Genomic DNA, 24,751 nt, shown 5'->3' with positions numbered 1-24,751 from the left:
AAGCAATGAGATATTCTTTTATTATACCGGTTTATAATCGTCCTGAAGAGGTGGATGAGTTATTGAACAGTCTTACAAGGCAGACAAATAAGAATTTTGAAGTCCTGATAGTGGAGGATGGTTCATCTGTTCCGTGCAAGGAAGTGGTAGATAATTACGCTGACCGGTTGGATATATGTTATTATTTCAAATCCAATTCCGGTCCCGGGCAGACCCGCAATTATGGAGCGGAACGGGGGCATGGAGAATATCTTATCATATTGGATTCTGATTGCATTTTGCCTGAAGGGTATTTGGCGGCTGTCGAGTCAGAGCTTCAACGGCAGAAGGCAGATGCTTTTGGTGGTCCTGACCGTGCTCATGATTCGTTTACCAATATACAGAAAGCAATAAATTATGCCATGACTTCGTTTTTTACTACCGGAGGTATCCGTGGAGGGAAGAAAAAAATGGATAAATTCTATCCCCGTAGTTTTAATATGGGGGTACGGGCTGAGGTATATAAAGCGTTGGGAGGATTTTCTAAGATGCGTTTTGGAGAAGATATTGATTTCAGTATCCGTATCTTTCAAGGGGGATATGCTTGTCGGTTGTTCCCTGAAGCATGGGTGTGGCACAAGCGTCGTACCGATTTGAAGAAGTTTTTCAAGCAAGTGCATAATTCGGGTATTGCCCGTATCAATCTGTATAAAAAGTATCCTGAATCATTGAAAGTTGTACATTTGTTACCGGCACTTTTTACTATAGGAATTGTATTCCTGTTGTTATGTTCGTTGGTTTGTAGCTGGAGTTTGTCTTTGCTGCTGCTTTTTGCTCTTATCATTTGTGTAGACTCCACATTGCGAAATAAAAGTTTCAAAATAGGATTATTATCCATCCTTGCTTCTTTTATTCAGTTGATTGGCTATGGAACTGGTTTCCTGCGGGCCTGGTGGAAACGCTGTGTGTTGGGGAAAAACGAATTTGCCGCATTTGAGAAGAATTTTTATAAATAGAATTTTACCATGAAGAGGTATTAAAAGTGATGGACTTTTTATGCGTCTTTATGGCGGGGAAAAATAAAGAAAGATGGCAGAAAAACTAACCATAAACCAATGGGCGGAAGAAGATCGTCCTCGTGAAAAGATGATGTTGCATGGAGTGGGGACACTTTCGGATGCTGAGTTGCTTGCTATTCTGATAGGTTCGGGAAATACGGAGGATTCTGCTGTGGAGTTAATGCGTAAAGTGTTGAGTGATTATCATAATAGTTTGAATGAATTGGGCAAAACTACCGTAGATGAACTGTGTCACTATAAAGGAATAGGTCCTGCCAAAGCTATCACCATTTTGGCGGCTTCCGAATTGGGAAAGCGCCGAAAGGAGGAAGAAGGAAAAGAACGTAAGGTCATTCTCAGCTCCCGTGATGTTTATCAATATTTTTATCCGTTGATGTGTGATTTGCCTACAGAGGAATGCTGGGTCTTGTTGTTGAATCAAGCTTCCAAAGTAATTGACTGTATAAAGATAAGTTCCGGAGGCCTGGTCTCTACAGCGGTAGATGTCCGTTGTGTATTGAGGGAAGCATTGTTGAAACGGGCCGTTGCCATGGCACTTTGTCACAACCATCCTTCCGGCAGTATGCGACCTAGTACAGAGGATGATCGGTTGACGGAACATCTTGACAAGGCGGCAAAAGTAATGAACATAAGACTGATAGATCATGTTATTTTAACGGATGGCAAATTTTATAGCTATGCTGATGAAGGAAAAATATAGAAAATCATTAAATTTGCAATTAAAACAACGAGAGATATGGATGCAGATACCCGTTTAAAAACAGAAGAGAAGATTATAGCCATGTTGAAAACCGTATATGATCCCGAGATTCCGGTGAATATATACGATTTAGGCTTGATATATAAAATTGATTTGCAAGATGATGGAGAAGTAGTGTTAGATATGACATTGACTGCCCCCAATTGTCCTGCTGCTGATTTTATTATGGAGGATGTCCGTCAGAAAGTCGACTCTGTGGAAGGAGTTACTTCATCGGTCGTGAACTTGGTTTTTGAACCCGAATGGGATAAAGATATGATGAGTGAAGAAGCTAAATTGGAATTGGGTTTCCTCTGATAAATTGAAAGTTGAGAATTAAAATTGGAAAATAAGAATTGCCAATATGTCTAAGTTATTGGACAAGGTGTTGTTTTTTAATTCTCTATTCTCGGATTTTTAATTTATGAGGTATTTAATTTAGTAAGATTATGAAGAACGTATATTTCCTTTCCGATGCACATTTAGGTTCTCGTGCCATAGCACACGGGCGGACACAGGAGCGCCGTTTGGTGAATTTTCTGGATAGTATAAAACATAATGCTGCAGCAGTGTACCTGTTGGGAGATATATTCGACTTTTGGTACGAGTTCAAACTGGTAGTGCCGAAAGGCTATACTCGTTTCTTGGGGAAGATTTCCGAGTTGACCGATTTGGGAGTGGAGGTGCATTTCTTTATCGGTAATCATGACATCTGGTGTGGTGATTATTTGGAAAAAGAGTGCGGGGTAACTATTCATCGTCAGCCGTTGACCTGTGAGATTTATGGGAAGGAGTTTTTCTTGGCGCATGGGGACGGATTGGGAGATAAAGATGCCAAGTTCAAATTGTTGCGTTCCATGTTTCATAGTACCACTTTACAAACGCTGTTTTCTACCATACATCCCCGTTGGAGCATAGAACTTGGCTTGGAATGGGCCAAGCATAGCCGTCTGAAGCGTGAAGGCGGTAAGGAACCCGAGTATATGGGAGAGGATAAGGAACCGTTGGTCTTGTTTACTAAAAATTACCTTAAAGACCATCCGGATATCAATTATTTTATTTATGGTCATCGCCACATTATGCTAGACTTGATGCTGAGCCGTACTTCACGTATGTTGATTCTTGGTGACTGGATACAAGATTTTTCGTATGCTGTATTTGATGGTGAAAATATGTTCCTTGAGCAGTATGTTGAGGGAGAAAGTCAATATTCCTAAAAAAGGCTACTATGCATCACGCGTAGCAGCCTTCTATAATTTATATATTTAACCAAACAATAAAATTACTTATTCAGAATAGCCAGAGTATCGCTGGCAATCATCAGCTCTTCATCAGTTGGGATAACAGCTACTGTCACTTTGGAGTCATCGGCAGAAATAATAGCTTCTTCTCCACGAACCTTGTTCTTTTCAAGGTCAATCTTCACACCCATGAATTCCAAACCTTCACAAACTTCAGAACGGCAATTGGCTTGATTTTCACCTACACCGCCAGTGAACAGGATGATGTCTACACCACCTAGAGCGGCAGCGTATGCACCAATATATTTCTTGATGCGGTAGAAATACATCTTTTCAGCCAAAATAGCTTTCGGATTTCCGGCGGCAACAGCGGCTTCCAGTTCGCGCATATCGCTGGATACACCTGAAACGCCTAATACACCACTCTTCTTGTTTAGTAAGTTGGATACGCCGGTTGCATTTAATCCTTCTTTTTCCATGATGAAAGTAACGGCGCCTGCATCGATGTCACCACTACGAGTTCCCATTACAAGACCTTCCAATGGGGTCAGCCCCATACTGGTGTCTATACATTTACCATCTTTGATAGCTGAAATGGAACCACCGTTACCGATGTGGCAAGTGATAATTTTCTTTCCTTTCGGATCAACGCCAAGGAATTCGCATACACGTTGTGAAACATAGCGATGAGAAGTTCCATGGAAGCCATAACGGCGCACACCGTATTTTTCATACAGTTCGTATGGAATGGCATACATATATGCATAGTCGGGCATTGTTTGATGGAATGCCGTATCAAATACACCTACTTGGGGAACGTTGGGCAGAATGGCAGAAACAGCATTCACACCTTTCAGGTTAGCCGGGTTATGAAGCGGGGCTAAATCGTTGCAAGCGATAAAAGCATCCAGTACTTCTTTATTCAGCAATACGGATTCGCTGAAACGTTCTCCGCCATGTACCATACGGTGACCTACTGCGTTGATTTCATCCAATGACTTGATTGCGCCATATTCCGGGCTCACCAATGTATTCAGAATGAACTCGATACCTGCGGTATGTTCTGGGATGTCTTTTTCTAATATTTTCTTTTCACCGTTGGGCAAAGTCAGTTTCAGGAAAGAGCCTACCAAGCCTATTTTTTCTATACCGCCCTGTGCCAGGACTTCTTTGGTAGTCATATCAAATAATTTATATTTAATAGAAGAACTACCGCAATTGAGCACTAATATTTTCATGATGTTGTTGTTTTTTGGAGAATGATTATTTGTTTTCTTTAGCGGCAATTGCTTGATTGGCAGTAATGGCAATCATCTTATAAACATCGTCGATAGAGCAACCGCGTGACAGGTCATTCACCGGACGAGCGATACCTTGCAGGATCGGGCCGATAGCGGTAGCGTGTCCCAGACGTTCTACTAATTTATAAGAAATATTACCTACTTCCAGACAAGGAACAACCAATACGTTTGCCTTACCTGCAATTTCTGATCCCGGGGCTTTGCTTGCACCGATGTGCGGAACCAAAGCTGCATCAGCTTGCAGTTCACCGTCAATCTTCAAATCGGGAGCCATTTCCTTAGCGATTGCCAAAGCTTCCACCACTTTATCTACCACTTCATGTTTGGCAGAACCCTTGGTTGAAAAACTTAACATAGCTACGCGAGGATCAATTCCGGCAACAGCTTTGGCGGTCTGAGCGGTACAAACTGCAATTTGAGCCAGTTGGTTGGCATCCGGTACCGGGGTTACAGCAACGTCACCCATTACGATTACACCGTTATTTCCGTATTCGGGAGCATGAGTCAGCAACAGCATGGCACCGGATACGCAAGTGATACCCGGAGTAGTCTTGATAATCTGTAAAGCGGGACGAAGTACGTTACCTGTTGTGTTGCGTGCGCCGGCCAACTGTCCGTCGGCATCACCAGCCTTGATAATGAGACATCCTAGATACAGCGGATCGACAACCAGTTTGCGGGCCTCTTCGATGGTCATACCTTTTTTCTTGCGGAGTTCGCACAGCAATTGTGCATACTCTTCTTTTTTCGGGTGGTCTGTGGGATCGATAATAGTGGCTTTACCGATGTTCCCTAACCCCCATTGTTTAGCCAGGCTCATGATTTCATCGGGGTTTCCCAATAAAATAAGGTCGGCAACACCGTCTGTCAATATTTGGTTGGCAGCTTTTAAAGTACGTTCTTCAGTTCCTTCCGGAAGAACAATGCGCTGTTTGTTTGCTTTCGCGCGCTCAACGATTTGAGAAATTAAATCCATGATAATATATTAATTATGTACGTTCTAAAGACGAGTGTTGTTTTTCACGATGCAAAATTAGCTAATTTTGCAATATCTACATTGCAAAATCAATATTATTTTTGGTTTAAAGTATGCTAAAAGTGTATGTTATTGAACACCAAACGGGATGTTTCCTTAACTTTGCGCAGTTTTCAATAAGTATTTAATAAATTTATAAGGTATGATTCGTCAGTGCGCCATTTTATTTGGCTGTTTGGCTTTGGGTGAATTGATTGTTTTTTTGACGGGTATCAAGCTGCCGTCCAGTATTATAGGAATGCTGTTGCTCACCCTTTTTCTCAAATTGGGTTGGATAAAACTGCAATGGGTGCAGGGGCTGTCCGATTTCTTGGTTGCTAATCTGGGCTTTTTCTTCGTTCCGCCCGGTGTGGCACTGATGCTTTATTTTGATGTCATTGAAGCACAGTTTTGGCCGATAGTAATTGCGACAGTGGTCAGTACGGTTTTGGTACTGGTCGTAACAGGATGGGTTCACCAATTAGTTAGAAAATCAAATGGAATATTTAGAAAATAAGTTCTTTTTGCTGGCATTCACCTTCGGGGTGTTTTTTTTGTCACGTGTCTTGCAGAAAAAGACTGGATGGGTGGTGTTAAACCCGATCCTGCTTACCATTGCCGTGTTGATTCTGTTTTTGAAATTTACCGGCATCAGTTATGAAACATATAATGAAGGAGGTCACCTGATTGAATTTTGGTTGAAACCAGCGGTGGTAGCGTTGGGCGTGCCACTTTATTTGCAGTTGGAGATGATAAAGAAACAGTTGCTTCCTATTGTCATTTCACAGTTGGCAGGTTGTTTGGTGGGATTGGTGGCCGTGGTGGTCATTGCCAAATTGCTGGGAGCCACTCCGGAGATTATTTGTTCATTGGCTCCTAAATCTGTGACTACTCCTATCGCTATGGAGGTTTCGAAAGCCACGGGAGGAATTCCGTCTTTGACGGCCGCTGTTGTGGTGGTAGTCGGTCTGTTCGGGGCGGTGTTCGGTTTCAAGGTACTTCGGGTAGGTCATGTGGGGAGTCCTATTGCGCAAGGTCTTTCTATGGGTACGGCTACTCATGCGGTAGGTACTTCTACAGCAATGGAAATCAGTGGGAAATATGGAGCATACGCTAGTCTGGGATTGACTTTGAACGGAATTATGACAGCGATTTTCACACCGACAATTCTTAGATTATTAGGTGTGATTTAACAAAAAAGCTGTTATCTTTGTTATATATAGAAAATCATCACAGATTATAGAGGATTGATTTGATTTTCAATAGGTATGGTCATTGGGGTGAGCATTGCTTATAAAAAGTCTATCCGCATTTAGTAGTAACAGAGCATTCTTACAGCAGTCTGATAACTATTGTCACTTTGAATGAAATGAAGATTCTGTGATTTGTGGTGAGAAAACAAGCAACCCATATTTTATGATAGAATTTAAAGATATAACTTTAGCGGATAAAGACTTGATACAGTCCTTTACCTTAGGCAGTTTGCGTCGTAATTGCGACTTGTCGTTTGCCAATCTGTGTAGTTGGATTTTCCTGTACCAGACTAAATATGCCGTGATGGATAATTACCTGTTGCTGCGTTTCTATGCGGGAGAAGAATTGGCCTACATGATGCCCGTCGGAACTGGAGATGTGAAACCAGTTCTTGAAGCATTGATAAAGGATGCTGAAGAGATGGGGGCAAAATTGCGTATGCTGGGGGTATGCGTGGGGATGAAAGCGGACATAGAGGCGGCGATGCCCGGACGTTTCACTTTTACAGAAGACCGGGATTACTTTGATTATATCTACTTGCGTACTGACCTGGCAACCTTGAAAGGAAAGAAGTTTCAAGCCAAACGTAATCATATCAACAAGTTCAAGAAGCAGTATCCTGATTATGAATACAAACCGTTGACTCCAGATCTGGTTCCCGAATGTTTGAAGCTGGAAGAGGAATGGTGTCGTGCCAATAACTGCGAGGAACAATTGGCATTGGGGGCAGAACGTAAGTCCATGACATATGCCTTGAACCATATGGAGGCGTTGGGTTTGACGGGCGGCGTGCTTCATGTCAACGGGAAGATTGCCGCTTTTACATACGGTGCTCCCATCAATCATGAAACATGGGATACTTGTGTTGAAAAGGCGGATACGGGAATAGAAGGGTCGTATGCCATGATTAACTATGAATATGCAAATCATATTGACGAACAATATATATATGTAAACCGCGAGGAAGACCTTGGTCTGGAAGGTTTGCGCAAAGCAAAACTTTCTTATCAGCCCGTTATTTTACTCGAGAAATGTATAGCAGAGCTCAATGACCACAAAGGATGAAGTGAAAACATTATGGAAACTCTGCTTCAATGATAGCGATGAGTTTACCGACTTATATTTCAAGATGAGATATAAGGATGAAGTGAACAGGGTGATTCGTGAAGACGGAAAGATTATTTCCGCATTGCAGATGATACCTTATCCTATGACTTTTTGTGATGAGGTGATTTCTACTTCGTATATATCGGGTGCTTGTACGCATCCGGATTACAGGAAGCATGGAGCCATGAAACGCCTACTGAAGGAAACACATCGGTGTATGTATGAAGATGGAGTTTTGCTGGCTTCGTTGATTCCTGCAGAGGAATGGTTGTTCGGTTATTATGCCAGGTCGGGATATGCTCCAGTTTTTGGGTATGCGGTTGAGCAGGTAAGGGTAGACAGATTATGCCCTGCGCCCGGTTGCCGGATAGAGGTATGCGAATTTCCCGGTGTGGAACATTATCATTATTTTGATTCCCGTATGCATGGACGCAGGAGTTGCATTCAGCATCCTAAAGAAGATTTTCTGGTTATTATGGCCGATTTAAGACTGGGTAATGGCAAATTGCTGGTTGCCTGGGAAGCGGATAAAATAGTGGGGATGGCATTTACGGTAATGGGGGATGATACATTATATATAAAGGAATTGCTGGCAGATACGGATGCGGTGCAGGATACTTTATTGTATGAAGCGGCCCATATATATAAGGTACAGCGTATGGATTATTTCATTCCGTCGTCTGCCGATACTTTGTTTTTGGGGATGGCAAGAGTTATCCGTGCAGAGGAGTTGTTGAAGGTTTTCGCCCATAAGTATCCGGCATCCGAACTTTATATACATATTGAGGGAGATGAAGCGATTCAGGAGAATAACGGCTATTATACGGTACGGGATGGTTTCTGTTTTCGTGAGAGAGTACCGGAAAAAAAATATCACACTTATACGTTGGATGGTTTTACCCGGTTGTTACTGGAAGCGGAGCATCCTTATATGAGTTTGATGCTGAATTGATCTTTATTACTGGTTGCCTAGGTTGAATTTCTATGTTTAAGATTGATAATCAGTGGAGTAAAAATCCGGATAGGTTATTAGTCTTCTTTTGTCAGAATACGTTCCAGCTCTTCTGCAGTCAGTCTGAGATGGAATTGTCCTTTATAAGCCACGGATATGCCACCTGTTTCTTCTGAAACGATAATGGCCAATGCATCTGTTTCCTGCGATACGCCCATGGCAGCCCGATGCCTTAATCCCAATTCTTTAGGGATATTCAAGTCGTGAGATACCGGGAGAATACAACCGGCTGCTTCTATCCGTTTATGGCGGATAATCATGGCTCCGTCATGTAATGGACTGTTTTTGAAGAAAATATTTTCTATCAGTCGTTGGTTCACATTGGCGTTGATAATTTCTCCTGTACGGATGATGTCATTCAGAGGTACACTTTTTTCGATGACAATCAGTGCCCCCACCTTCCCTTTGCTCATGCTCATACAGGCAAGTACAATCGGCATAATATCCGCTTTTTCCGTCTTTTCCTGCTTGTTTCCCGTCAGGAAGCGGAAAAAACGTCCCAACTGTTTATGCGAGCCCAGTGTGACAAGGAACCGGCGTATATCATCCTGAAAAAGAATAATCAGGGCTAGGACACCTACACTGACTAATTTATCGAAGATAGACCCTAGCAGTTTCATTTCCAAAACCTGAGATACAATCAGCCAGATACCTATAAATACCAGGATACCGATGAAGATATTGATAGAACCCGAATCTTTCATCAGACGGTAAGTCTGATAAAGCAGATAGGCTACCAGCAGGATATCGATGAGGTCTTTTATACTAAAATCAATAAACATCTTTCTAGAATTAAAAATTGAAAATTAAGAATTAAAAGGCAGCAGAGTCTTTCATCTTCTGTACTATCTTCACGGTTTCTACAGCAGCTTTTACATCGTGCACTCTGAGAATATCCGCTCCTTTTAGTAGGGAAATGGTATCCAGCACTGTTGTTCCGTTCAAGGCATCATCAGGGGTTCCGCCTAGTAGCTTGTAAATCATTGATTTACGTGATATGCCGACCAGTAACGGTAGTTCGAACAGGCTGAATTCTTCCAAATGATTCATCAACTGGTAATTATGTTCCACTGTTTTTCCGAAACCGAAACCAGGATCCAGAATAATATCTTTTACTCCTAAGTCGCGTAATTTCTGTACTTTTTCCGAGAAATAGAGAAAGACTTCTTTCAACAGATTGTCATAATGCGGATTCATTTGCATATTTTGCGGCGTGCCTTGCATATGCATAATAATATAAGGTACTCCCAGCCTGGCAATCATGTCGAACATCTGCGGGTCCATTTCTCCGGCGGCAATGTCATTGATGATTGCCACTCCGTACTCCTCTACACACATCTGGGCTACATCCGCACGGAAAGTGTCCACGGACACCACACAACCGGGATGATAGCGATTGATGATTTCCAGTCCGGTACGCAGACGGCGCATCTCTTCCTCGGGGCTGATGTGCTCGGCATTGGGACGTGAGGAATAGGCACCTATATCAATGATGGAAGCTCCTTCTTCTATTATTTGGGAGGTACGGTTGATAATATCTTTTTCCGTTTGCTGCCGGCTGCCGGCATAGAAAGAATCGGGTGTCACATTCAGGATTCCCATTACTTGCGGATGGGAGAGATCCATCAGTTTCCCATTAACATTAATATATTTGACGGTTTTGGTTTCCATTGTTTACGGCTTGTCATTTAGGTCGTACAAAAGTACGCACAATTCTTGAGTTTTTGTTATTTCATGAACTATTTTTCAGTTATCTTTGTTGCAACTTAATTTAAAAGCAAAGCGAAAGATGGATATTTCAGCTTTATATAAGTGTTTTACGGAATGCGGCAAGGTAACTACCGACAGCCGTAACTGCCCTGAGGGCTCTATGTTCATAGCTCTGAAAGGGGAAACATTCAATGGAAATGCATACGCGCTTCAGGCGCTGGAAAAAGGTTGCCAGTATGCCGTAGTAGATGAAAAAGAATATGCCGCCGATGGGCATCCGCGTATCTTGTTAGTAGACGATTGCTTGAAAGCATTGCAGGAACTGGCTAATTATCACCGGCATAAAATGGGTACCCGAATCATCGGCATCACGGGAACCAATGGGAAGACTACTACCAAGGAATTGATAGCCTCAGTGCTGCAAAAAAGATATGAAGTGCTTTATACACAGGGTAACTTGAATAACCATATCGGTGTTCCTCTGACTTTGCTGAGGCTGACTCCCGAGCATGAACTGGCTGTCATCGAGATGGGAGCGAACCATCCGGGTGAAATCAAGGCACTGACCCGTATTGTAGAACCGGATTACGGTATGATCACTAATGTGGGTAAGGCGCATTTGGAAGGCTTCGGGTCTTTTGAAGGGGTCATCAAGACTAAAGGTGAGTTGTATGAGCATCTGCGTTACAATGGCAAGCATATTATTTTCATAGACAAGGACAATGAGTATCTCACAGCTATCTCTCAGGGCCTTACCCGTATTTGTTATGGTATGGAAGGAGGAGAGGGACTTTATATCAGCGGCAAGCTGGGCGCTTGTGCTCCGTTTCTTTCGTTTGAGTGGGAACACGAGGGACAGAAGTTCGAGGTGAATACCCACCTTATCGGCAGTTATAACATGAAGAATGCATTGGCCGCCATTACGGTAGGCCGGTTCTTCAGTGTACCGTCCCGGCAGATTTGTGAGGCACTGGAGGCGTATGTTCCTCATAATAACCGTTCGCAATTGACAGAAACCACGGATAATAAACTGATAGTTGATGCATACAATGCGAATCCTACCAGTATGATGGCGGCTTTGGAGAATTTCCGGTTGATGAATGTCGCTCATAAAATGGTTATTCTGGGTGATATGAAAGAACTGGGAGAAACCAGTCATGAGGAACATCAGAAGATTGCGGATTATCTGGATGAATGTAAATTTGACCGGGTACTTTTGGCAGGAGAGGAGTTTGGCAAAGTGATTCCGTCCTTTGAACATTTTAAAGATGTGGTTGCATTGAAAGAGTCGTTGGAAAGATATAAGCCGAAAGGATATTATATTCTGATTAAAGGTTCCAACAGTATGAAGTTGGGCCAGCTTCAGGAAATATTATAGTTAACCGGTTGGCAGTTTCATTCACAGTAGGAGGATGAATGTGTCAAAAGTCCAAAGTAACTATTAAATGTGCTGTTTGCACCTGTATAGGTATATTGTCCCACCTGGGTGGAACTGCCATTTCACAAAGGTGGAACTACGCTCTCACCTGGGTGAAATGCCCATTCCACCCAGGTGGGATTTCTATATATGCTGCATGGAAACATGAATGGCAAAGATCCTTTGGGAAATGATCCTTCACATAGTCTGCCTCTATGGTAAATGTAATCATAGAATCTTTCTTCTTTATTATTTCTCTGAATTTTTCTTTAAAATAGATATAATAATCGGTTTTGACCGTTTTCTGACTCCTTCCTGCCGAATTATTATCCCGTGTTATTACAGAAATCAGTTACTTTTGCAATGTTATCAATAGAATTGCTATGAGGAACTTATTTCTACTAATCGCATTATGCTGTGTGGCTTTTTCTGTTCGTGCCCAACGTCTGGTTGAAGTGGGGAAAGGCTTTAGCAGTACTTCGGTAAATACTACTGTATTCCGTAATAACTCCATTGTGACGCATGGAAACACACAATACATTTCTTATTATGACGCTGAAGGATGGCTGATGTTAGGCAAACGCCGTCTGGGCACTGGGGAATGGATTTTGCACCGTACCCAATACAAAGGACATGTAAAAGATGCACATAACATTATCAGTATGATGGTGGACGGCGACGGCTATCTTCATCTTTCTTTTGACCACCACGGACATAAACTGAACTATTGCCGCAGCATTGCCCCCGATACACTTGTTTTGGGAGATAAAGAGCCGATGATAGGCAACGAAGAAGAAGATGTGACCTATCCTGAATTTCATTTGTTGGCTGATGGCGGTTTGCTTTTTGTATATCGCTCGGGCGCTTCCGGAAGAGGAAATATGGTAATGAACCGATATGATGTGAAATCCCGTAAGTGGGAGCGTGTGCAGGATGTCCTTGTAGATGGAGAAAACGAGCGGAATGCCTATTGGCAGTTGTATGTGGACCAATCAGGAACCATCCATCTTTCCTGGGTGTGGCGTGAAACCTGGCATGTGGAAACCAACCATGACTTATGCTACGCCCGTTCTTTTGACGGAGGTAGAACCTGGTATAAGACCAACGGACAGAAGTATGAGCTTCCTATCCGCCTGGGCAATGCCGAATATGCCTGCCGTATTCCTCAGAATGCCGAACTGATAAACCAGACCAGTATGAGTACGGATGCCGGAGGTCATCCGTACATCGCTACCTACTGGCGCAATCCCGATAGTGATGTTCCCCAATACCGCATCGTTTGGCATGATGGCGTGAACTGGCACAACCGACAGGTTTCCGAACGCAAGGCCCCTTTCTCGCTCAAAGGGGGAGGAACCAAGATGATTCCCATGTCCCGTCCCCGGATGGTGGTGGACAATGGAGAAGTGTACTATCTGTTCCGTGACCAGGAGCGTGGAAGCAAAGTTTCCATGTACTATACCAAAGACATACAGTTTGGTGAATGGCACGTGAAAGACCTGACGGATTTTGCCGTAAATGCGTGGGAACCCAGTCATGACACGGAGTTATGGAAAATGAAGAAACAACTTCATATTTATGTACAGGATACCCGACAGGGAGATGGCGAGAAGCAGGTGGAAACAGAACCGCAAATGGTTTATGTGTTGGAATTGTAAATAATGTGCTGATTTGCCAATGACCATGCGGCATATAGCGCAAGCACATTAACACATTAGTAAATTGGCAAATTGATAAATTATTAATATGATGAACAAATTATTGAAACAAACCCTTGTTTGTGCAGGTACCTTGCTGCTTTCCATGCAGGTTGCCGCCAAACCTTCTTCCGAAGCCAAGGAAGTACGGGGGATTATAGACAAGGTAAACACTTATTGGCAAACGCATAACAAGCCCGAAGTCCGTTCGTTTTGGGACAATGCCGCTTACCACACCGGAAACATGGAGGCATACTTTCTGACCGGTAATGAAAACTACCGTGCATATTCTGAAGCCTGGGCTATACACAATGAATGGAAGGGAGCCAAGGAAAAGGATAAGTCTAAATGGAAATATTCTTACGGTGAGAGTGATGAATATGTATTGTTCGGAGATTATCAGGTTTGTTTTCAGACATATATCGACCTTTATACTATTCTTCCGGACAACTATAAGATAGCCCGTGCCCGCGAAGTGATGGAGTATGAGATGAGTACACCCAATCATGATTACTGGTGGTGGAGCGACGGTCTGTATATGGTAATGCCTGTCATGACCAAACTGTATAAGGTGACGGGTAATCATCTCTATTTGGATAAATTGTATGAATATATTGTATATTCGGACAGTATCATGCTCGACCGGGAAACCGGCCTGTATTATCGGGATGCCAAATATGTTTATCCTAAACACAAGACTTCCAGCGGAAAGAAGGACTTTTGGGCACGTGGTGACGGATGGGTGCTTGCCGGACTGGCGAAGGTGCTGAAAGATCTTCCCGCTGATTACGAGCATCGTTCTTTTTTCGTAAACAAGTATGTGAAACTGGCCGAAGCAGTCGCAGCCATCCAGCAACCGGAAGGCTATTGGACCCGTAGCATGATGGATCCCACTCATGCTCCGGGACCGGAAACCAGCGGAACGGCTTTCTTTACTTACGGTTTCCTTTGGGGAATCAATAATGGCTATCTGGATGAGGCTGTGTACAAACCGGTGATAGATAAAGCATGGAACTATTTGACAAAGACTGCTTTGCAGAAGAATGGCAAGATTGGTTACGTACAGCCGATTGGTGAGAAGGCCATTCCGGGACAAGTAGTCGATGCTGATTCTGAAGCTAATTTCGGGGTAGGTGCTTTTCTGTTGGCTGCTTGTGAATATGTCCGTTATCTGGAAGCTCCTGAAAATCAGGATCGCGCCTACTGGTGCAATTTGCTTTATAAGATGGCAGCTCCCGTACTGAGCAATATGGCGGAAGGTAATCTGAAAAAGAATATGCTGGTAGAGGTGAGCCCTAATTGGGATGGACGTAACAAAGGGGTGACTTATATGGAAACTTTCGGACGCCTTATGGCAGGTGTCGCTCCCTGGCTGACACTTCCCGATGATGATACGGAAGAGGGACAGATGCGCAAGCAACTCCGTGAATGGGCATTGAAAAGCTATGCCAATGCGGTGGACCCTGCCAATCCCGACTATCTGTTGTGGAGAGGACACGGACAGGCCTTGGTGGATGCGGCATACGTGGCCGAAAGTTTTCTACGTGCTTACGACCAGCTTTGGATGCCTTTGGATGACACAACCAAGAAACGTTATTTTGAAGAATTTACCCAGTTGCGCCGTGTGGACCCGCCTTACACCAACTGGTTGCTGTTTTCTTCTACCATCGAGAGTTTCCTGGCAAAGGCAGGAGCGGAATGTGACGAATACCGTATCAATTCGGCTATCCGCAAGGTGGAGGAATGGTACACGGGAGATGGCTGGTATGCGGACGGCCCTTCTTTCGCTTTCGACTATTATAGCAGTTATGTCTTCCATCCCATGTATCTGGAAACGTTGCAGGGCATGAAGGATGCAGGGAAATACACTCGTATTCATTATAAAAAATATTATGACCGCGCCTTGAAACGTGCCAGGAAATTCAGTCTTGTACTGGAACGCTTGATTTCTCCTGAGGGTACTTTCCCGGTATTCGGCCGTTCCATTCCTTATCGTTTGGCCACTATGCAACCCTTGGCGCTGATGGCTTGGTATCAGCAGTTGCCCGAAGGGGTGAGCAACGGACAGGCGCGTGCCGCACTGACTTCTGTGATGCACCGGATGTATGACAACACCGAGAACTTCAATGAGGCGGGCTTCCTGACCATCGGTTTTGCAGGCCGTCAGCCCAATGTGGCGGATTGGTACACCAATAACGGCAGTCTTTACATGACATCACTGGCGTTCCTTCCGCTGGGGCTTCCTGCCGCACATCCGTTCTGGACAGATGCCGCACAACCTTGCACACAAGCCAAGGCATGGGGCGGACAGCCTTTCCCGAAAGACCATCACTGGAGTGATGATATACGCACTTGGGATTTATTCTGATTGCTTTTAAATCCGAACGCCGCAGATGATACGAAGTTGTTTTTATACTTATCCGTATCATCTGCGTTGTTCGTGTTTAAAAAATAAAAGCTTTGTGTCATCTGTATCTGAAAATGGCAAAAAGATAGTAGCTTTGCATCCATGAAAACAAAACTTCTCCCTATTCTGAGATATATAGTACTTGCATTGCTTCTTCTGTGCATTGTACTTTGCCGTTTTTTTCCCGTCATGGCCGAAGGGTATGCCCGTCATATCTATCCGTGGCTGTCGGCGGCGTTGTCCGCTATAGCTTCTGTTTTCCCTTTTTCCTTGGAGGAGGCGCTGGTGGTCGTAATCATTTTATGGATGATTATTTATCCTTTTCTTAAACGCCGGAAGAAGAAAAGCTGGAGATTTATTGTGGGCAGGGAAGTGGAGTTGCTGGCATGGGTCTATATCTGGTTTTATCTGGGATGGGGCTTGAATTATTTCCGTTACGATATTTACCGGCGGATGGAGGTGGAGCCTGCCGGTTACGATGAACAGGCTTTCCATCGTTTCCTTGCTTCCTATACAGATAGTCTGAATCAGTCCTATACGGCTGAGGTGAAAACGGACCCTGAAAGGATGCGGCAGGAGATAAAGGAGATTTACCGGCAGGTTCCGTCTATGTATGGTTTGGCTCTTCCCCGGGATTATCAGCATCCCAAGCAAGTGTGGTTCAATCCGTTTTATTCGGGTGTGGGGGTATTGGGATATATGGGACCTTTTTTTGCGGAGTCGCAATTGAATGAAGAATTGCTTCCTGTACAATTGCCATTTACGTATGCCCATGAACTGTCTCACCTGTTGGGGGTAAGTAATGAGGCGGAAGCGAATTATTGGGCTTACAGGGTTTGTCGCTCTTCAAAGCGGCCGGCGGTGCGTTATAGTGCCTATTTCGGTCTGTTGCCCTATGTGCTGGTCAATGCATCTTCTGTGTTGACGGAAGAGGAATTCCGTGAATGGATTAAGACGATCCGTCCCGAAGTGGTGAAGGATTATGAATATAAACGTATGTATTGGCATGAGCGTTATAGTACCCTGTTGGGTGAAGTGCAGAATAAAATTTATAACCTGTTTTTAAAGGGTAACAACATTCCTTCCGGTAGAAAGAATTATGCGGAAGTGATCGGGATACTGCTTTCTTTGGAAGAAAAATAGAAACAGAATGTTCAGGCTGGACTTGAATTCGATTGTGACAGTTATAACTTGATCCAAGAGTTCTACAACAAACGAGCTTTATATTGTTGCTCCACTGCTACCACTTTTCATCGGCATTTCAGCAGGAAGGGTGGTAGCAGAAATATAAAACTCTAAAGAAGAACTGCTCAGGATGATACCAAGCAATGATCAGAATCCGCCAGGGAGTCTACTGTTTTTGTTTCACATAATCCGAAGGCGACATTCCGTATTCGTCCTTGAAACATTGGCGGAAATAGGCCACACTGCTGAATCCTATCATATAGGCTATTTCTGAAATAGTATATTGTCCGGACATCAGCAGTTCCACTCCCTTGCGCATTTTTACCTTACGGATAAATTCGTTGGCGGACATATCTGTCAGTCCTTTTATCTTGCGGTAAAGGGTAGAGTGACTCATGCACATCTTGTCGGCAATGAAAGCGATATCCATCTTTTCCATTTCTAGATTCTCTTCGATTATTTGCGTGATTTTCTGCAAGAATTCATTATCCAGTTTGTTTAACGAACTCACGGCACTTTCCTGTTTGGGCTGTATATCGGCCAGTGCCAGCAAAGAGGCTATTTTCTTACGGGTTTCCAACAGATTGTTGATGCGACTGTGCAGTAACTTGGCACTGAACGGTTTGGTAAGATAGGAATCTGCTCCGGATGCATATCCTTCTTCCTTGTCTTGTAAAGAATCTTTAGCCGTCAGTAAGATTACAGGGATATGGCTGGTGCGCATATCCTCTTTTATTCGCTTGCAAAGTTCGATACCGTCCATGACCGGCATCATGATATCACTGACAATGATGTTGGGAATTCGTGCCTGTGCCAGTTCCCAGCCTTCTTTGCCATCCTTGGCAGTGATTACTTCATAGATATCTGTAAAAGAGCTCCGGATGTATTCCCGTATGTCGGCATTGTCCTCTACCACCAGTACAATGGGATGATTTTCGGTTGGTGTATCGGTAATGGTGGTTTCCTCTGCATCCATCGGCTTCTTTTCCATATCATGTTGGGCATGGATAGCGTTGGGATACGTATTCTCGGTGAGCAGGCGCAGCGTGAATGTGGTTCCCGTATCCACTGTGCTTTCTACTTTCAGGATTCCTTCGTGTAACTCACTCAAACCTTTGACCAGAGCGAGCCCGATTCCCGAACCCGATGCCTGATATTTGCTTTTTGCCTGATAATAGCGATCGAAAATGTGTGGTAACGCTTCGGCGTCAATGCCATGACCGGTATCACTGACACTGATTTCCGTGTATTTTATCTGGTTCTCTTCTACTGAACGGAGTGATAAGGTGATATCTCCCTCGGAAGTATATTTGGCAGCATTGCTCATCAGGTTGTCCAGTATGATGGTGATCATGTCCGCGTCATAGAAGATTTCCGTATCTTCTGTTTCGATATGAATATGATAATTTACTTTGTTATTGGGATTCAGCTCTTTGTAACGTAATCCCACTTCCTGTACCAATTGTCCCAGATCTCCCTTGGCCACAGATAATTTACGGTTCTGGGTCTCGGTCTTGCGGAATTCCAGTATGCGGTTTATCAGATTCAGCAGACGGGTGGCGCTATCATGAATGATGCTGATTTTGTTGGCGTGTTTGGGAGACAGGGTGGCATCACTCAACAGGTCTTCCAATGGACCTAGAATCAGCGTGAGCGGAGTACGCAGTTCATGGGTGATGTTGGTGTAGAAGCGCAGGCGTTCTTCATTCAGTTCTTGTTTGTTCAGACTTTGCTTGCGCTCCACTTCCAGTGAACTCTCTAAGTCCAGTTTGCGTTTATAAAAACGTGACACTCCGTAAATGATCAGTATTATCAGCAAGGCGTAAATTAGTTTAGCATACCAGCTCAACCAGAATGGAGGGGTGATGCGGATATGCAGTGTAGCTTCGTCCTTTTCCCATTCCTGATTCCTTAAACGTGTTTTTACTTTAAAGGTATAATGTCCGGGTGGAATATTTCTGAAAATGATTTGCTTTTCGCCTTGTGTGTTGTACCAAGTGTTTTCCAATCCTTCCAGAATGTAAGAAAACTCTACTTGTGAGCTGATGGCATAGTCTAGTACATTGAATGAAATCTTGAATGTATTTTGATTATAGGGGAGCTGTATGTTGGCATCGGTGAGAGGAAGGGGATGCTCTGTATCTTTGCTTTCTGTCTGTTTGTCGTAAATAGAAAATTGTGTGATGGTGACCGGTGCCGGTTTACGGATAGAGTTGACTTCACCGGGAGTAAAGTAACAGGCTCCGCCTTGTGAACCGAAATAGAGGATTCCGTCAGTGGAAATGCAGGTAGATCCGTCCATAAAGTCTCCCATGGGTACTCCGTCATAGTGGTTGTAATTGTAGAAAGTCTTTGTCTTTTCGTCCAATCGTGAAATACCGGCATTGGTACTGAGCCAGATGGTTCCGTCATGGTCTTCCTGTATGGCGCGTACATTGGTGTTTTGCAGTCCTTCTTTCGTCCCATAATGGGAATAATCTTCCAGATGGCTGGCATCTCGGAAAACCAGGATTCCGTCATTGGTTCCTACCCAGATTCGTTTACGCGAATCCTCCATCAAATAATTGACGGAGCGTATGGGGAAACTTTGCTCTGTTGTCAGTTCCTGGAACAGTTGTCCTTTGTCATCGAACAGAAACAATCCTTTGGCTCCTATCCATAGTTTGCCGTTCTTGTCCCTTAGGATGCTTCTTATTCCTTTATTGGTCAATAGTCTGTTAATTTTATCTTCTTGTGTCAGCTCCCGGTTGTAGGCGGAATAAAGTCCACTTTGGGTACCTATCCATATTTTTCCGTCTGTATCTTCGTAGAAGCATAGGATGTCCAGGCTTCCATCTTTATCATCTCCGATACAGGTTATGCGTTTGGTGTCAGGATGATAGATGGCTACACCATGTTTGTGGGTACCCAGCCACAAGTCGCCATGTTTGTCCTGATGGATGACGCTGATATGTGTTTGTTTGTTTAGACGACATTGGTTTAGGGGGATGATTTCTATTTCTTTCCCTTCTTTGTAAATACCTAATTCGCCTTCTCCACCCAACCATATTTGTCGGTTGTTGTCTGCCCATAGCCCCCAGACTTGTTTGTTGCAGTTATGACCATACTTTTCTGTTTTGTAAGTGATGGTATTGAACAGGGGTTGGGTATGACTGATAAAGTCAATTCCTCCCCGATAGTTGCCTATCCATATGTTGCCGAAAGAATCCTGTATGATGCTTTGTGCATTGGGACTAGACAAACCGTGTCCGTCATTGCTGGCTGTGATACGGGTAAAGATGGCTTGTGCTGGAGGGGTGAACGTATTCTCGAGTAGGTTGAAGATGCTGACCCCGCCCAGATAGGTGGAAATCCATAACGTGCCGTCATTCATTTGTTTGATATCGGCTACTTGGTTACCTAACAGGGAGTGTTCATTATCCTCCATCTGTCTGAAAGTGGTGAAACTTTCTTTTTGAGGGTTGAATAGTACTAGTCCGTTATTGGTGCCTAACCAGATATTATGGCTTTTATCCTTATAAATGACGTTTACGCTGTTGTCGGGCAGACTATTTTGATTTCCGGGGATATGCCGATAGTTCTTGCAAAAGTTGTTTTTTATTGAAATGATACTCAACCCTTTGTCACTGTGGCCGATGTATAGGTTACCGTTTCCGTCATCGACAGCTGTCTGGAAAGGGCCTTTTAATCCCAGTACCGTCTGTGGGGTATAGCAGGTGGTGTCTTGTGCAGACCAATGTATAACTCCTGCAGTATGATGGGTAATCCATATACCGGAGTCGGTAGCAGCGGTCAGCCCCGTGATGTTTTTGTCCAAGTGACTTAGCGGAGTGGCATGGGGCATCATGCTTCCGGTAGGATAGTCAAAATAAAATAGCCCTTGATCAGTTCCAACCCATACGTTATCATTCGTGGGGTCGGCTAGCAGACTGTTGATCCAGTTTTGCTCTGTCTTATGATTGTCTTGTCCATAAAGAATGAATTTTTGTCCGTCGAACCGGTTGAGTCCTGATGAGGTCGCTACCCAGATATATCCTTTTTGGTCTTGGATAATTTTTTGTGTGTAGTTGCTGGATAGTCCGTCTTCCATTCCCAGGCGTTTAATGGTATAGGGCTGCGCTGATATTTTCTCAAGGCTTGAAAGTGAGACGATAAAAAATAAAGTAATAATGAACGATATGTTTTTCATGAGGATATTAATTTGTGTATGGCAAAATTAGCATAAATCTTTGATATGACATGCTGACGGAGGGTTAAGAATTCGGCAATAGGCTATTAAAAACTCGTTATGAACGATTTTTCTATGTTTCGTGAACGGTTTTTATTCATTTGTGTTTGATAACACCTTTTATATTTGCAGAAGAAAAATAAACCCGTTTGATGCTTATGAAGACATAAAGTTAACCAATTTTATCGAAGAGGATGTCTTTTAGGAAAAAAATCTTCTAGTGATAAAGTGAATAATTAATCACCTTGTAATAATCTAATAAAAGAAAAACGATGAAATCAAACTCGTTCTTAAAAAATCGAAAGGCTTTGACAGCCTTATTGCTTTGCACAGGTTTCGTTGCGACTCAGCCGTTCAGTGTGATGGCCGAAGAAATTGTAACTGCCGTACAAACTGTCCAGCAACAGAAACAATCCGTATCAGGTACGATTAAAGATCCGGTAGGGGAACCGGTTATTGGTGCCAGTATTTTAGAGAAAGGTACTACCAATGGTACAATTACTGATTTCGATGGTAATTTTACATTGAATGTGGCTCCAGGAGCTACATTGGTTATTTCTTATATAGGATATAAGAATCAAGAGATGAAAGTTATTCCGGGAAAATCACTTAACATTATTTTGCAAGAGGATACAGAAACGTTGGAGGAAGTGGTGGTAGTCGGTTATGGTGTGCAGAAGAAATCAGATGTGACCGGTTCTGTTACTTCAGTAGGGAAGGAGCGTCTGGGAAAACTTCCGGTGACGAATGTATTACAAGCTGTTCAAGGTGCGGCGGCAGGTGTTACTATTACACAAACATCTTCCATTCCGGGCGATGCACCGGATGCTTTGGTGCGTGGTCAGAATTCCATCAATGCTAATTCCGGGCCATATATTGTTGTGGACGGTGTGCCTATCAGCAAGTCGGGAGGTACATTGAATGATATCAATCCGAATGATATTGAATCCATGGAAATTTTGAAGGATGCTTCGGCCACTGCCATTTATGGTACAAACGGTGCGAATGGTGTTATTTTGATTACTACTAAGCGTGGTACTTCCGGCAAGCCGACTATTCGTTATAACGGATATTTCGGAGTGGAGGATTTTTCTCATAAACTAGATTTCTGTGATGGTGCGCAAATCACTCAACGTTATAGAGATTATGTGTCACAGAACCCCGGAGAAACCATGTACAATGATTATGTGAAGAATGCATACGAAGCGGAAAATCAGGCCAATGGTATAGAGAATGATTGGATTGATGCTGTATCGCAAACTGGTATCATCCAAGACCATAACGTAAGTATCGGCGGTGGGGCGGATAATGTGAAGTATTACGTTTCTGCCGACTATATGAGTCAGAAAGGTGTGTTGAAAGGGTTCAACTACAAACGTTACTCTATTCGTACGAATATTGATATGAATGTGACTGATTATATGAAGGTGGGAACTAATTCCTATATAGTATCTCATAACCGTGACGGTGGACGTGTTAACTTTCTGATGGCTGAGGCTATGTCTCCTTATGCAAAAATGTATGAAGAAGACGGCAGCTATTGCATTAATCCGATGTACAGTGAAACTTTGTTTACCAATCCGTTGATGTGGACTACTACTAATCCCGAGCGTCGTCAGTGGAATATCAATATAAACGGTTATGCCGAGATTGATTTCGGAAAGTTGATTTCTCCTCTTAAAGGATTGACCTATAAATTCAATGGTGGTTATGCATATATGCCCAAACGTTATAATAATTATGAAGGTAAGTCGGTGAATAATAAGACCGGTTATGCTGAAATAAAGAATGAAGAAACACAAAGTTATACCATAGAGAATATCCTTGCTTATAATCGTGATTTAGGAAAGCATCATTTGGATTTGACAGCTTTGTATGCCGCTTCACGTAAGAAATATCAACGTTCGCAAGCTATGGCCAGCAAATTTATTAATGACGACCAGCAGTGGCATAACATGGGTAGTGCGGAAACACCTAGCGTAGCTTCATATACCGACCTTTATACTACTGTTTCACAAATGGGACGAATTAATTATTCTTATGACAGCCGTTACTTGTTTACATTTACAGTGCGTCGGGACGGTTCTTCTGTTTTCGGTGATAATAACAAATACGGTGTATTCCCTTCTGTCGCTTTAGGTTGGAATATTGCCCGTGAATCATTTATGGAATCTTCCAGTAATTGGTTGAACACATTAAAGCTGCGTGCGTCTTATGGTAAAGCGGGTAATGAGGCCATCGGAGTATATCAGTCACGTGTGAAGATGGATTCAGGCATGTTGGCTTTAGGCGGAGCTTCGAATGCAGGTTTATGGCCCAATGATTTGATGGGGAATGCGGATCTGACTTGGGAAACCACAAAGAGTTTCAATGTCGGTCTGGACTTCGGACTTTGGAATAACCGTTTGACAGGTAATATTGATGTCTATTTCTCAAAGACCAACGATTTGCTTCTGAAACGTAATTTACCTAAAGTAACTGGTTACAATACCGTGTACTCCAATATGGGTGAAACAGCTAATAAAGGTGTGGAATTGACACTGAATTCCCGTAATATTGTTTCAGGCGATTTTACCTGGAGTTCCAATTTGGTATTTTCATGGAATAAGAATGAGATAAAAGACCTTTATGGAGACGGACAGAACGACTTGGGTAACCGTTGGTTCCTTGGACATCCGATAGGCGTGATTTATGATTATACAATGGTTGGAATCTGGCAGGAAGATGAGATAGCCCGTGGCGACCATTTGAATTGGGACCCGATTGCAGAAGCTGGTGATGTGAAGTTGGCGGATATCAGTGGCCCTGACGGAGTACCTGATGGCAAGATTGATGACAATGACCGTACCATCAAAGGGCAGACAACACCGAAATGGATTGGTGGTCTGACGAATACGTTCACTTATAAGGATTTTACATTGAGTATCTTTATCCAGACTACACAAGGATTGAAAAAGAACAATTCATTGATCGGTATGGCAGGTGATGAAATGGGACGTCGTAATACCACTACTGAAATAGGTTATTGGACTCCGGAAAACAAGAGTAACGAATGGCGTTCATTGCGTAAGAACTCAAACAAACATGGATATGGTTTCCCTTGTGATGCCAGTTATACACGTATCAAAGACATCACATTAAGTTATACTTTCCCACAGCGCATGATTCAGAAGATGGGTATCGGTGGTTTGCAGCTTTATGTGAGCGGACGTAACCTGTTTACTTTCACGGATTGGGTAGGTTGGGATCCTGAAGCTCGTCAGGTAGCTCGTGGTAATAGTTCATGGGATAGTACAAGAGGTGAAACTGTATATGACAGCAGTAACTACCCGATGACTAAGAGTTGTGTATTTGGAGTTAATTTAACATTCTAAAAAACA

At 43.3% G+C, this 24,751-nt stretch carries 18 protein-coding genes; 13 read left to right on the top strand and 5 right to left on the bottom strand.

What is annotated here, in order from left to right:
* Nucleotides 1–5: 5 nt before the first annotated feature.
* The 4 genes from BVU_RS02695 to BVU_RS02680 all read left to right on the top strand — a co-directional run bounded on the left by BVU_RS02695 (nucleotide 6) and on the right by BVU_RS02680 (nucleotide 3,014).
* The gene (locus BVU_RS02695) at nucleotides 6–995 is read left to right on the top strand and encodes a glycosyltransferase (RefSeq protein WP_008667461.1); all 990 of its coding nucleotides are present in this window, start codon (nucleotides 6–8) and stop codon (nucleotides 993–995) included.
* Between the two features lie 73 nt (nucleotides 996–1,068).
* Entirely contained in the window at nucleotides 1,069–1,758 is a 690-nt protein-coding gene (gene radC, locus BVU_RS02690) for a RadC family protein (RefSeq protein WP_011964786.1), read from the top strand.
* Between the two features lie 36 nt (nucleotides 1,759–1,794).
* Nucleotides 1,795–2,115 carry an iron-sulfur cluster assembly protein gene (locus BVU_RS02685; protein ID WP_005840684.1) on the top strand — a complete coding sequence of 107 codons (321 nt, stop codon included), beginning with the start codon at nucleotides 1,795–1,797 and terminating at the stop codon, nucleotides 2,113–2,115.
* A gap of 131 nt (nucleotides 2,116–2,246) precedes the next feature.
* Nucleotides 2,247–3,014, top strand: a complete 768-nt coding sequence (locus tag BVU_RS02680; RefSeq protein WP_005840686.1) for a UDP-2,3-diacylglucosamine diphosphatase — start codon at nucleotides 2,247–2,249, stop codon at nucleotides 3,012–3,014.
* 65 nt (nucleotides 3,015–3,079) lie between these two features.
* Here the strand turns inward: BVU_RS02680 and BVU_RS02675 are convergent, their stop codons facing one another.
* Together BVU_RS02675 and pta are read right to left on the bottom strand one after the other, a co-directional pair.
* Nucleotides 3,080–4,276, bottom strand: a complete 1,197-nt coding sequence (locus BVU_RS02675) for an acetate kinase (RefSeq protein ID WP_005840688.1) — start codon at nucleotides 4,274–4,276, stop codon at nucleotides 3,080–3,082.
* Nucleotides 4,277–4,301: 25 nt separating this feature from the next.
* Nucleotides 4,302–5,315 (bottom strand): phosphate acetyltransferase, encoded by a 1,014-nt coding sequence (pta, locus tag BVU_RS02670; RefSeq protein WP_005840690.1) that lies wholly within the window; start codon nucleotides 5,313–5,315, stop codon nucleotides 4,302–4,304.
* A 202-nt stretch (nucleotides 5,316–5,517) separates the two neighbouring features.
* Between pta and BVU_RS02665 the strand changes: the two genes are divergently transcribed.
* The 4 genes from BVU_RS02665 to BVU_RS02650 all read left to right on the top strand — a co-directional run bounded on the left by BVU_RS02665 (nucleotide 5,518) and on the right by BVU_RS02650 (nucleotide 8,667).
* Nucleotides 5,518–5,871 carry a CidA/LrgA family protein gene (locus BVU_RS02665; RefSeq protein ID WP_005840692.1) on the top strand — a complete coding sequence of 118 codons (354 nt, stop codon included), beginning with the start codon at nucleotides 5,518–5,520 and terminating at the stop codon, nucleotides 5,869–5,871.
* Nucleotides 5,852–6,547, top strand: a complete 696-nt coding sequence (locus tag BVU_RS02660) for an LrgB family protein (protein WP_005840694.1) — start codon at nucleotides 5,852–5,854, stop codon at nucleotides 6,545–6,547. Before BVU_RS02665 ends, BVU_RS02660 begins: the two co-directional genes overlap by 20 nt.
* Before the next feature lie 223 nt (nucleotides 6,548–6,770).
* Nucleotides 6,771–7,673, top strand: a complete 903-nt coding sequence (locus BVU_RS02655) for a DUF2156 domain-containing protein (protein WP_008667451.1) — start codon at nucleotides 6,771–6,773, stop codon at nucleotides 7,671–7,673.
* Nucleotides 7,657–8,667 carry a GNAT family N-acetyltransferase gene (locus tag BVU_RS02650; protein ID WP_005850864.1) on the top strand — a complete coding sequence of 337 codons (1,011 nt, stop codon included), beginning with the start codon at nucleotides 7,657–7,659 and terminating at the stop codon, nucleotides 8,665–8,667. Before BVU_RS02655 ends, BVU_RS02650 begins: the two co-directional genes overlap by 17 nt.
* Before the next feature lie 77 nt (nucleotides 8,668–8,744).
* Here BVU_RS02650 and cdaA read toward each other — a convergent pair whose 3' ends face one another.
* Together cdaA and folP are read right to left on the bottom strand one after the other, a co-directional pair.
* On the bottom strand, nucleotides 8,745–9,509 hold the full coding sequence (cdaA, locus tag BVU_RS02645; protein WP_005840698.1) for a diadenylate cyclase CdaA: 765 nt from the start codon (nucleotides 9,507–9,509) through the stop codon (nucleotides 8,745–8,747).
* 31 nt (nucleotides 9,510–9,540) lie between these two features.
* On the bottom strand, nucleotides 9,541–10,398 hold the full coding sequence (folP, locus tag BVU_RS02640) for a dihydropteroate synthase (RefSeq protein ID WP_005840700.1): 858 nt from the start codon (nucleotides 10,396–10,398) through the stop codon (nucleotides 9,541–9,543).
* A gap of 118 nt (nucleotides 10,399–10,516) precedes the next feature.
* Here folP and BVU_RS02635 point away from each other — a divergent pair, with 118 nt between their 5' ends.
* From BVU_RS02635 to BVU_RS02620, 4 genes are all read left to right on the top strand, one after another.
* Nucleotides 10,517–11,815, top strand: coding sequence for a UDP-N-acetylmuramoyl-tripeptide--D-alanyl-D-alanine ligase (locus BVU_RS02635; RefSeq protein ID WP_005840702.1), 1,299 nt, complete (start codon nucleotides 10,517–10,519; stop codon nucleotides 11,813–11,815).
* Between the two features lie 422 nt (nucleotides 11,816–12,237).
* On the top strand, nucleotides 12,238–13,512 hold the full coding sequence (locus BVU_RS02630; RefSeq protein WP_005840703.1) for a BNR repeat-containing protein: 1,275 nt from the start codon (nucleotides 12,238–12,240) through the stop codon (nucleotides 13,510–13,512).
* A 91-nt stretch (nucleotides 13,513–13,603) separates the two neighbouring features.
* A complete protein-coding gene (locus BVU_RS02625; RefSeq protein ID WP_032938105.1) occupies nucleotides 13,604–15,919 on the top strand; it encodes a DUF2264 domain-containing protein in 2,316 nt (771 codons plus the stop codon).
* Nucleotides 15,920–16,060: 141 nt separating this feature from the next.
* The gene (locus tag BVU_RS02620; protein ID WP_005840707.1) at nucleotides 16,061–17,101 is read left to right on the top strand and encodes a DUF3810 domain-containing protein; all 1,041 of its coding nucleotides are present in this window, start codon (nucleotides 16,061–16,063) and stop codon (nucleotides 17,099–17,101) included.
* Between the two features lie 208 nt (nucleotides 17,102–17,309).
* Here the strand turns inward: BVU_RS02620 and BVU_RS02615 are convergent, their stop codons facing one another.
* Nucleotides 17,310–21,332: a hybrid sensor histidine kinase/response regulator transcription factor gene (locus BVU_RS02615; protein WP_011964785.1), complete on the bottom strand. Its 4,023-nt coding sequence runs from the start codon at nucleotides 21,330–21,332 to the stop codon at nucleotides 17,310–17,312.
* A gap of 311 nt (nucleotides 21,333–21,643) precedes the next feature.
* On the opposite strand from BVU_RS02615, the gene BVU_RS02610 reads away from it, so the two are divergent.
* On the top strand, nucleotides 21,644–24,745 hold the full coding sequence (locus BVU_RS02610) for a SusC/RagA family TonB-linked outer membrane protein (RefSeq protein WP_011964784.1): 3,102 nt from the start codon (nucleotides 21,644–21,646) through the stop codon (nucleotides 24,743–24,745).
* Nucleotides 24,746–24,751: the final 6 nt, after the last annotated feature.

The sequence above is a fragment of the Phocaeicola vulgatus ATCC 8482 genome (assembly GCF_000012825.1).
Classification (GTDB): domain Bacteria; phylum Bacteroidota; class Bacteroidia; order Bacteroidales; family Bacteroidaceae; genus Phocaeicola; species Phocaeicola vulgatus.
This window is presented reverse-complemented; position numbering and strand designations above follow the sequence as displayed.

Coding starts and splice junctions, on each gene's coding strand:
- BVU_RS02695 (WP_008667461.1), top strand. CDS start 6: ATGAGATATTCTTTTATTATACCGGTTTATAATCGTCCTGAAGAGGTG.
- radC (WP_011964786.1), top strand. CDS start 1,069: ATGGCAGAAAAACTAACCATAAACCAATGGGCGGAAGAAGATCGTCCT.
- BVU_RS02685 (WP_005840684.1), top strand. CDS start 1,795: ATGGATGCAGATACCCGTTTAAAAACAGAAGAGAAGATTATAGCCATG.
- BVU_RS02680 (WP_005840686.1), top strand. CDS start 2,247: ATGAAGAACGTATATTTCCTTTCCGATGCACATTTAGGTTCTCGTGCC.
- BVU_RS02675 (WP_005840688.1), bottom strand. CDS start 4,276: ATGAAAATATTAGTGCTCAATTGCGGTAGTTCTTCTATTAAATATAAA.
- pta (WP_005840690.1), bottom strand. CDS start 5,315: ATGGATTTAATTTCTCAAATCGTTGAGCGCGCGAAAGCAAACAAACAG.
- BVU_RS02665 (WP_005840692.1), top strand. CDS start 5,518: ATGATTCGTCAGTGCGCCATTTTATTTGGCTGTTTGGCTTTGGGTGAA.
- BVU_RS02660 (WP_005840694.1), top strand. CDS start 5,852: ATGGAATATTTAGAAAATAAGTTCTTTTTGCTGGCATTCACCTTCGGG.
- BVU_RS02655 (WP_008667451.1), top strand. CDS start 6,771: ATGATAGAATTTAAAGATATAACTTTAGCGGATAAAGACTTGATACAG.
- BVU_RS02650 (WP_005850864.1), top strand. CDS start 7,657: ATGACCACAAAGGATGAAGTGAAAACATTATGGAAACTCTGCTTCAAT.
- cdaA (WP_005840698.1), bottom strand. CDS start 9,509: ATGTTTATTGATTTTAGTATAAAAGACCTCATCGATATCCTGCTGGTA.
- folP (WP_005840700.1), bottom strand. CDS start 10,398: ATGGAAACCAAAACCGTCAAATATATTAATGTTAATGGGAAACTGATG.
- BVU_RS02635 (WP_005840702.1), top strand. CDS start 10,517: ATGGATATTTCAGCTTTATATAAGTGTTTTACGGAATGCGGCAAGGTA.
- BVU_RS02630 (WP_005840703.1), top strand. CDS start 12,238: ATGAGGAACTTATTTCTACTAATCGCATTATGCTGTGTGGCTTTTTCT.
- BVU_RS02625 (WP_032938105.1), top strand. CDS start 13,604: ATGAACAAATTATTGAAACAAACCCTTGTTTGTGCAGGTACCTTGCTG.
- BVU_RS02620 (WP_005840707.1), top strand. CDS start 16,061: ATGAAAACAAAACTTCTCCCTATTCTGAGATATATAGTACTTGCATTG.
- BVU_RS02615 (WP_011964785.1), bottom strand. CDS start 21,332: ATGAAAAACATATCGTTCATTATTACTTTATTTTTTATCGTCTCACTT.
- BVU_RS02610 (WP_011964784.1), top strand. CDS start 21,644: ATGAAATCAAACTCGTTCTTAAAAAATCGAAAGGCTTTGACAGCCTTA.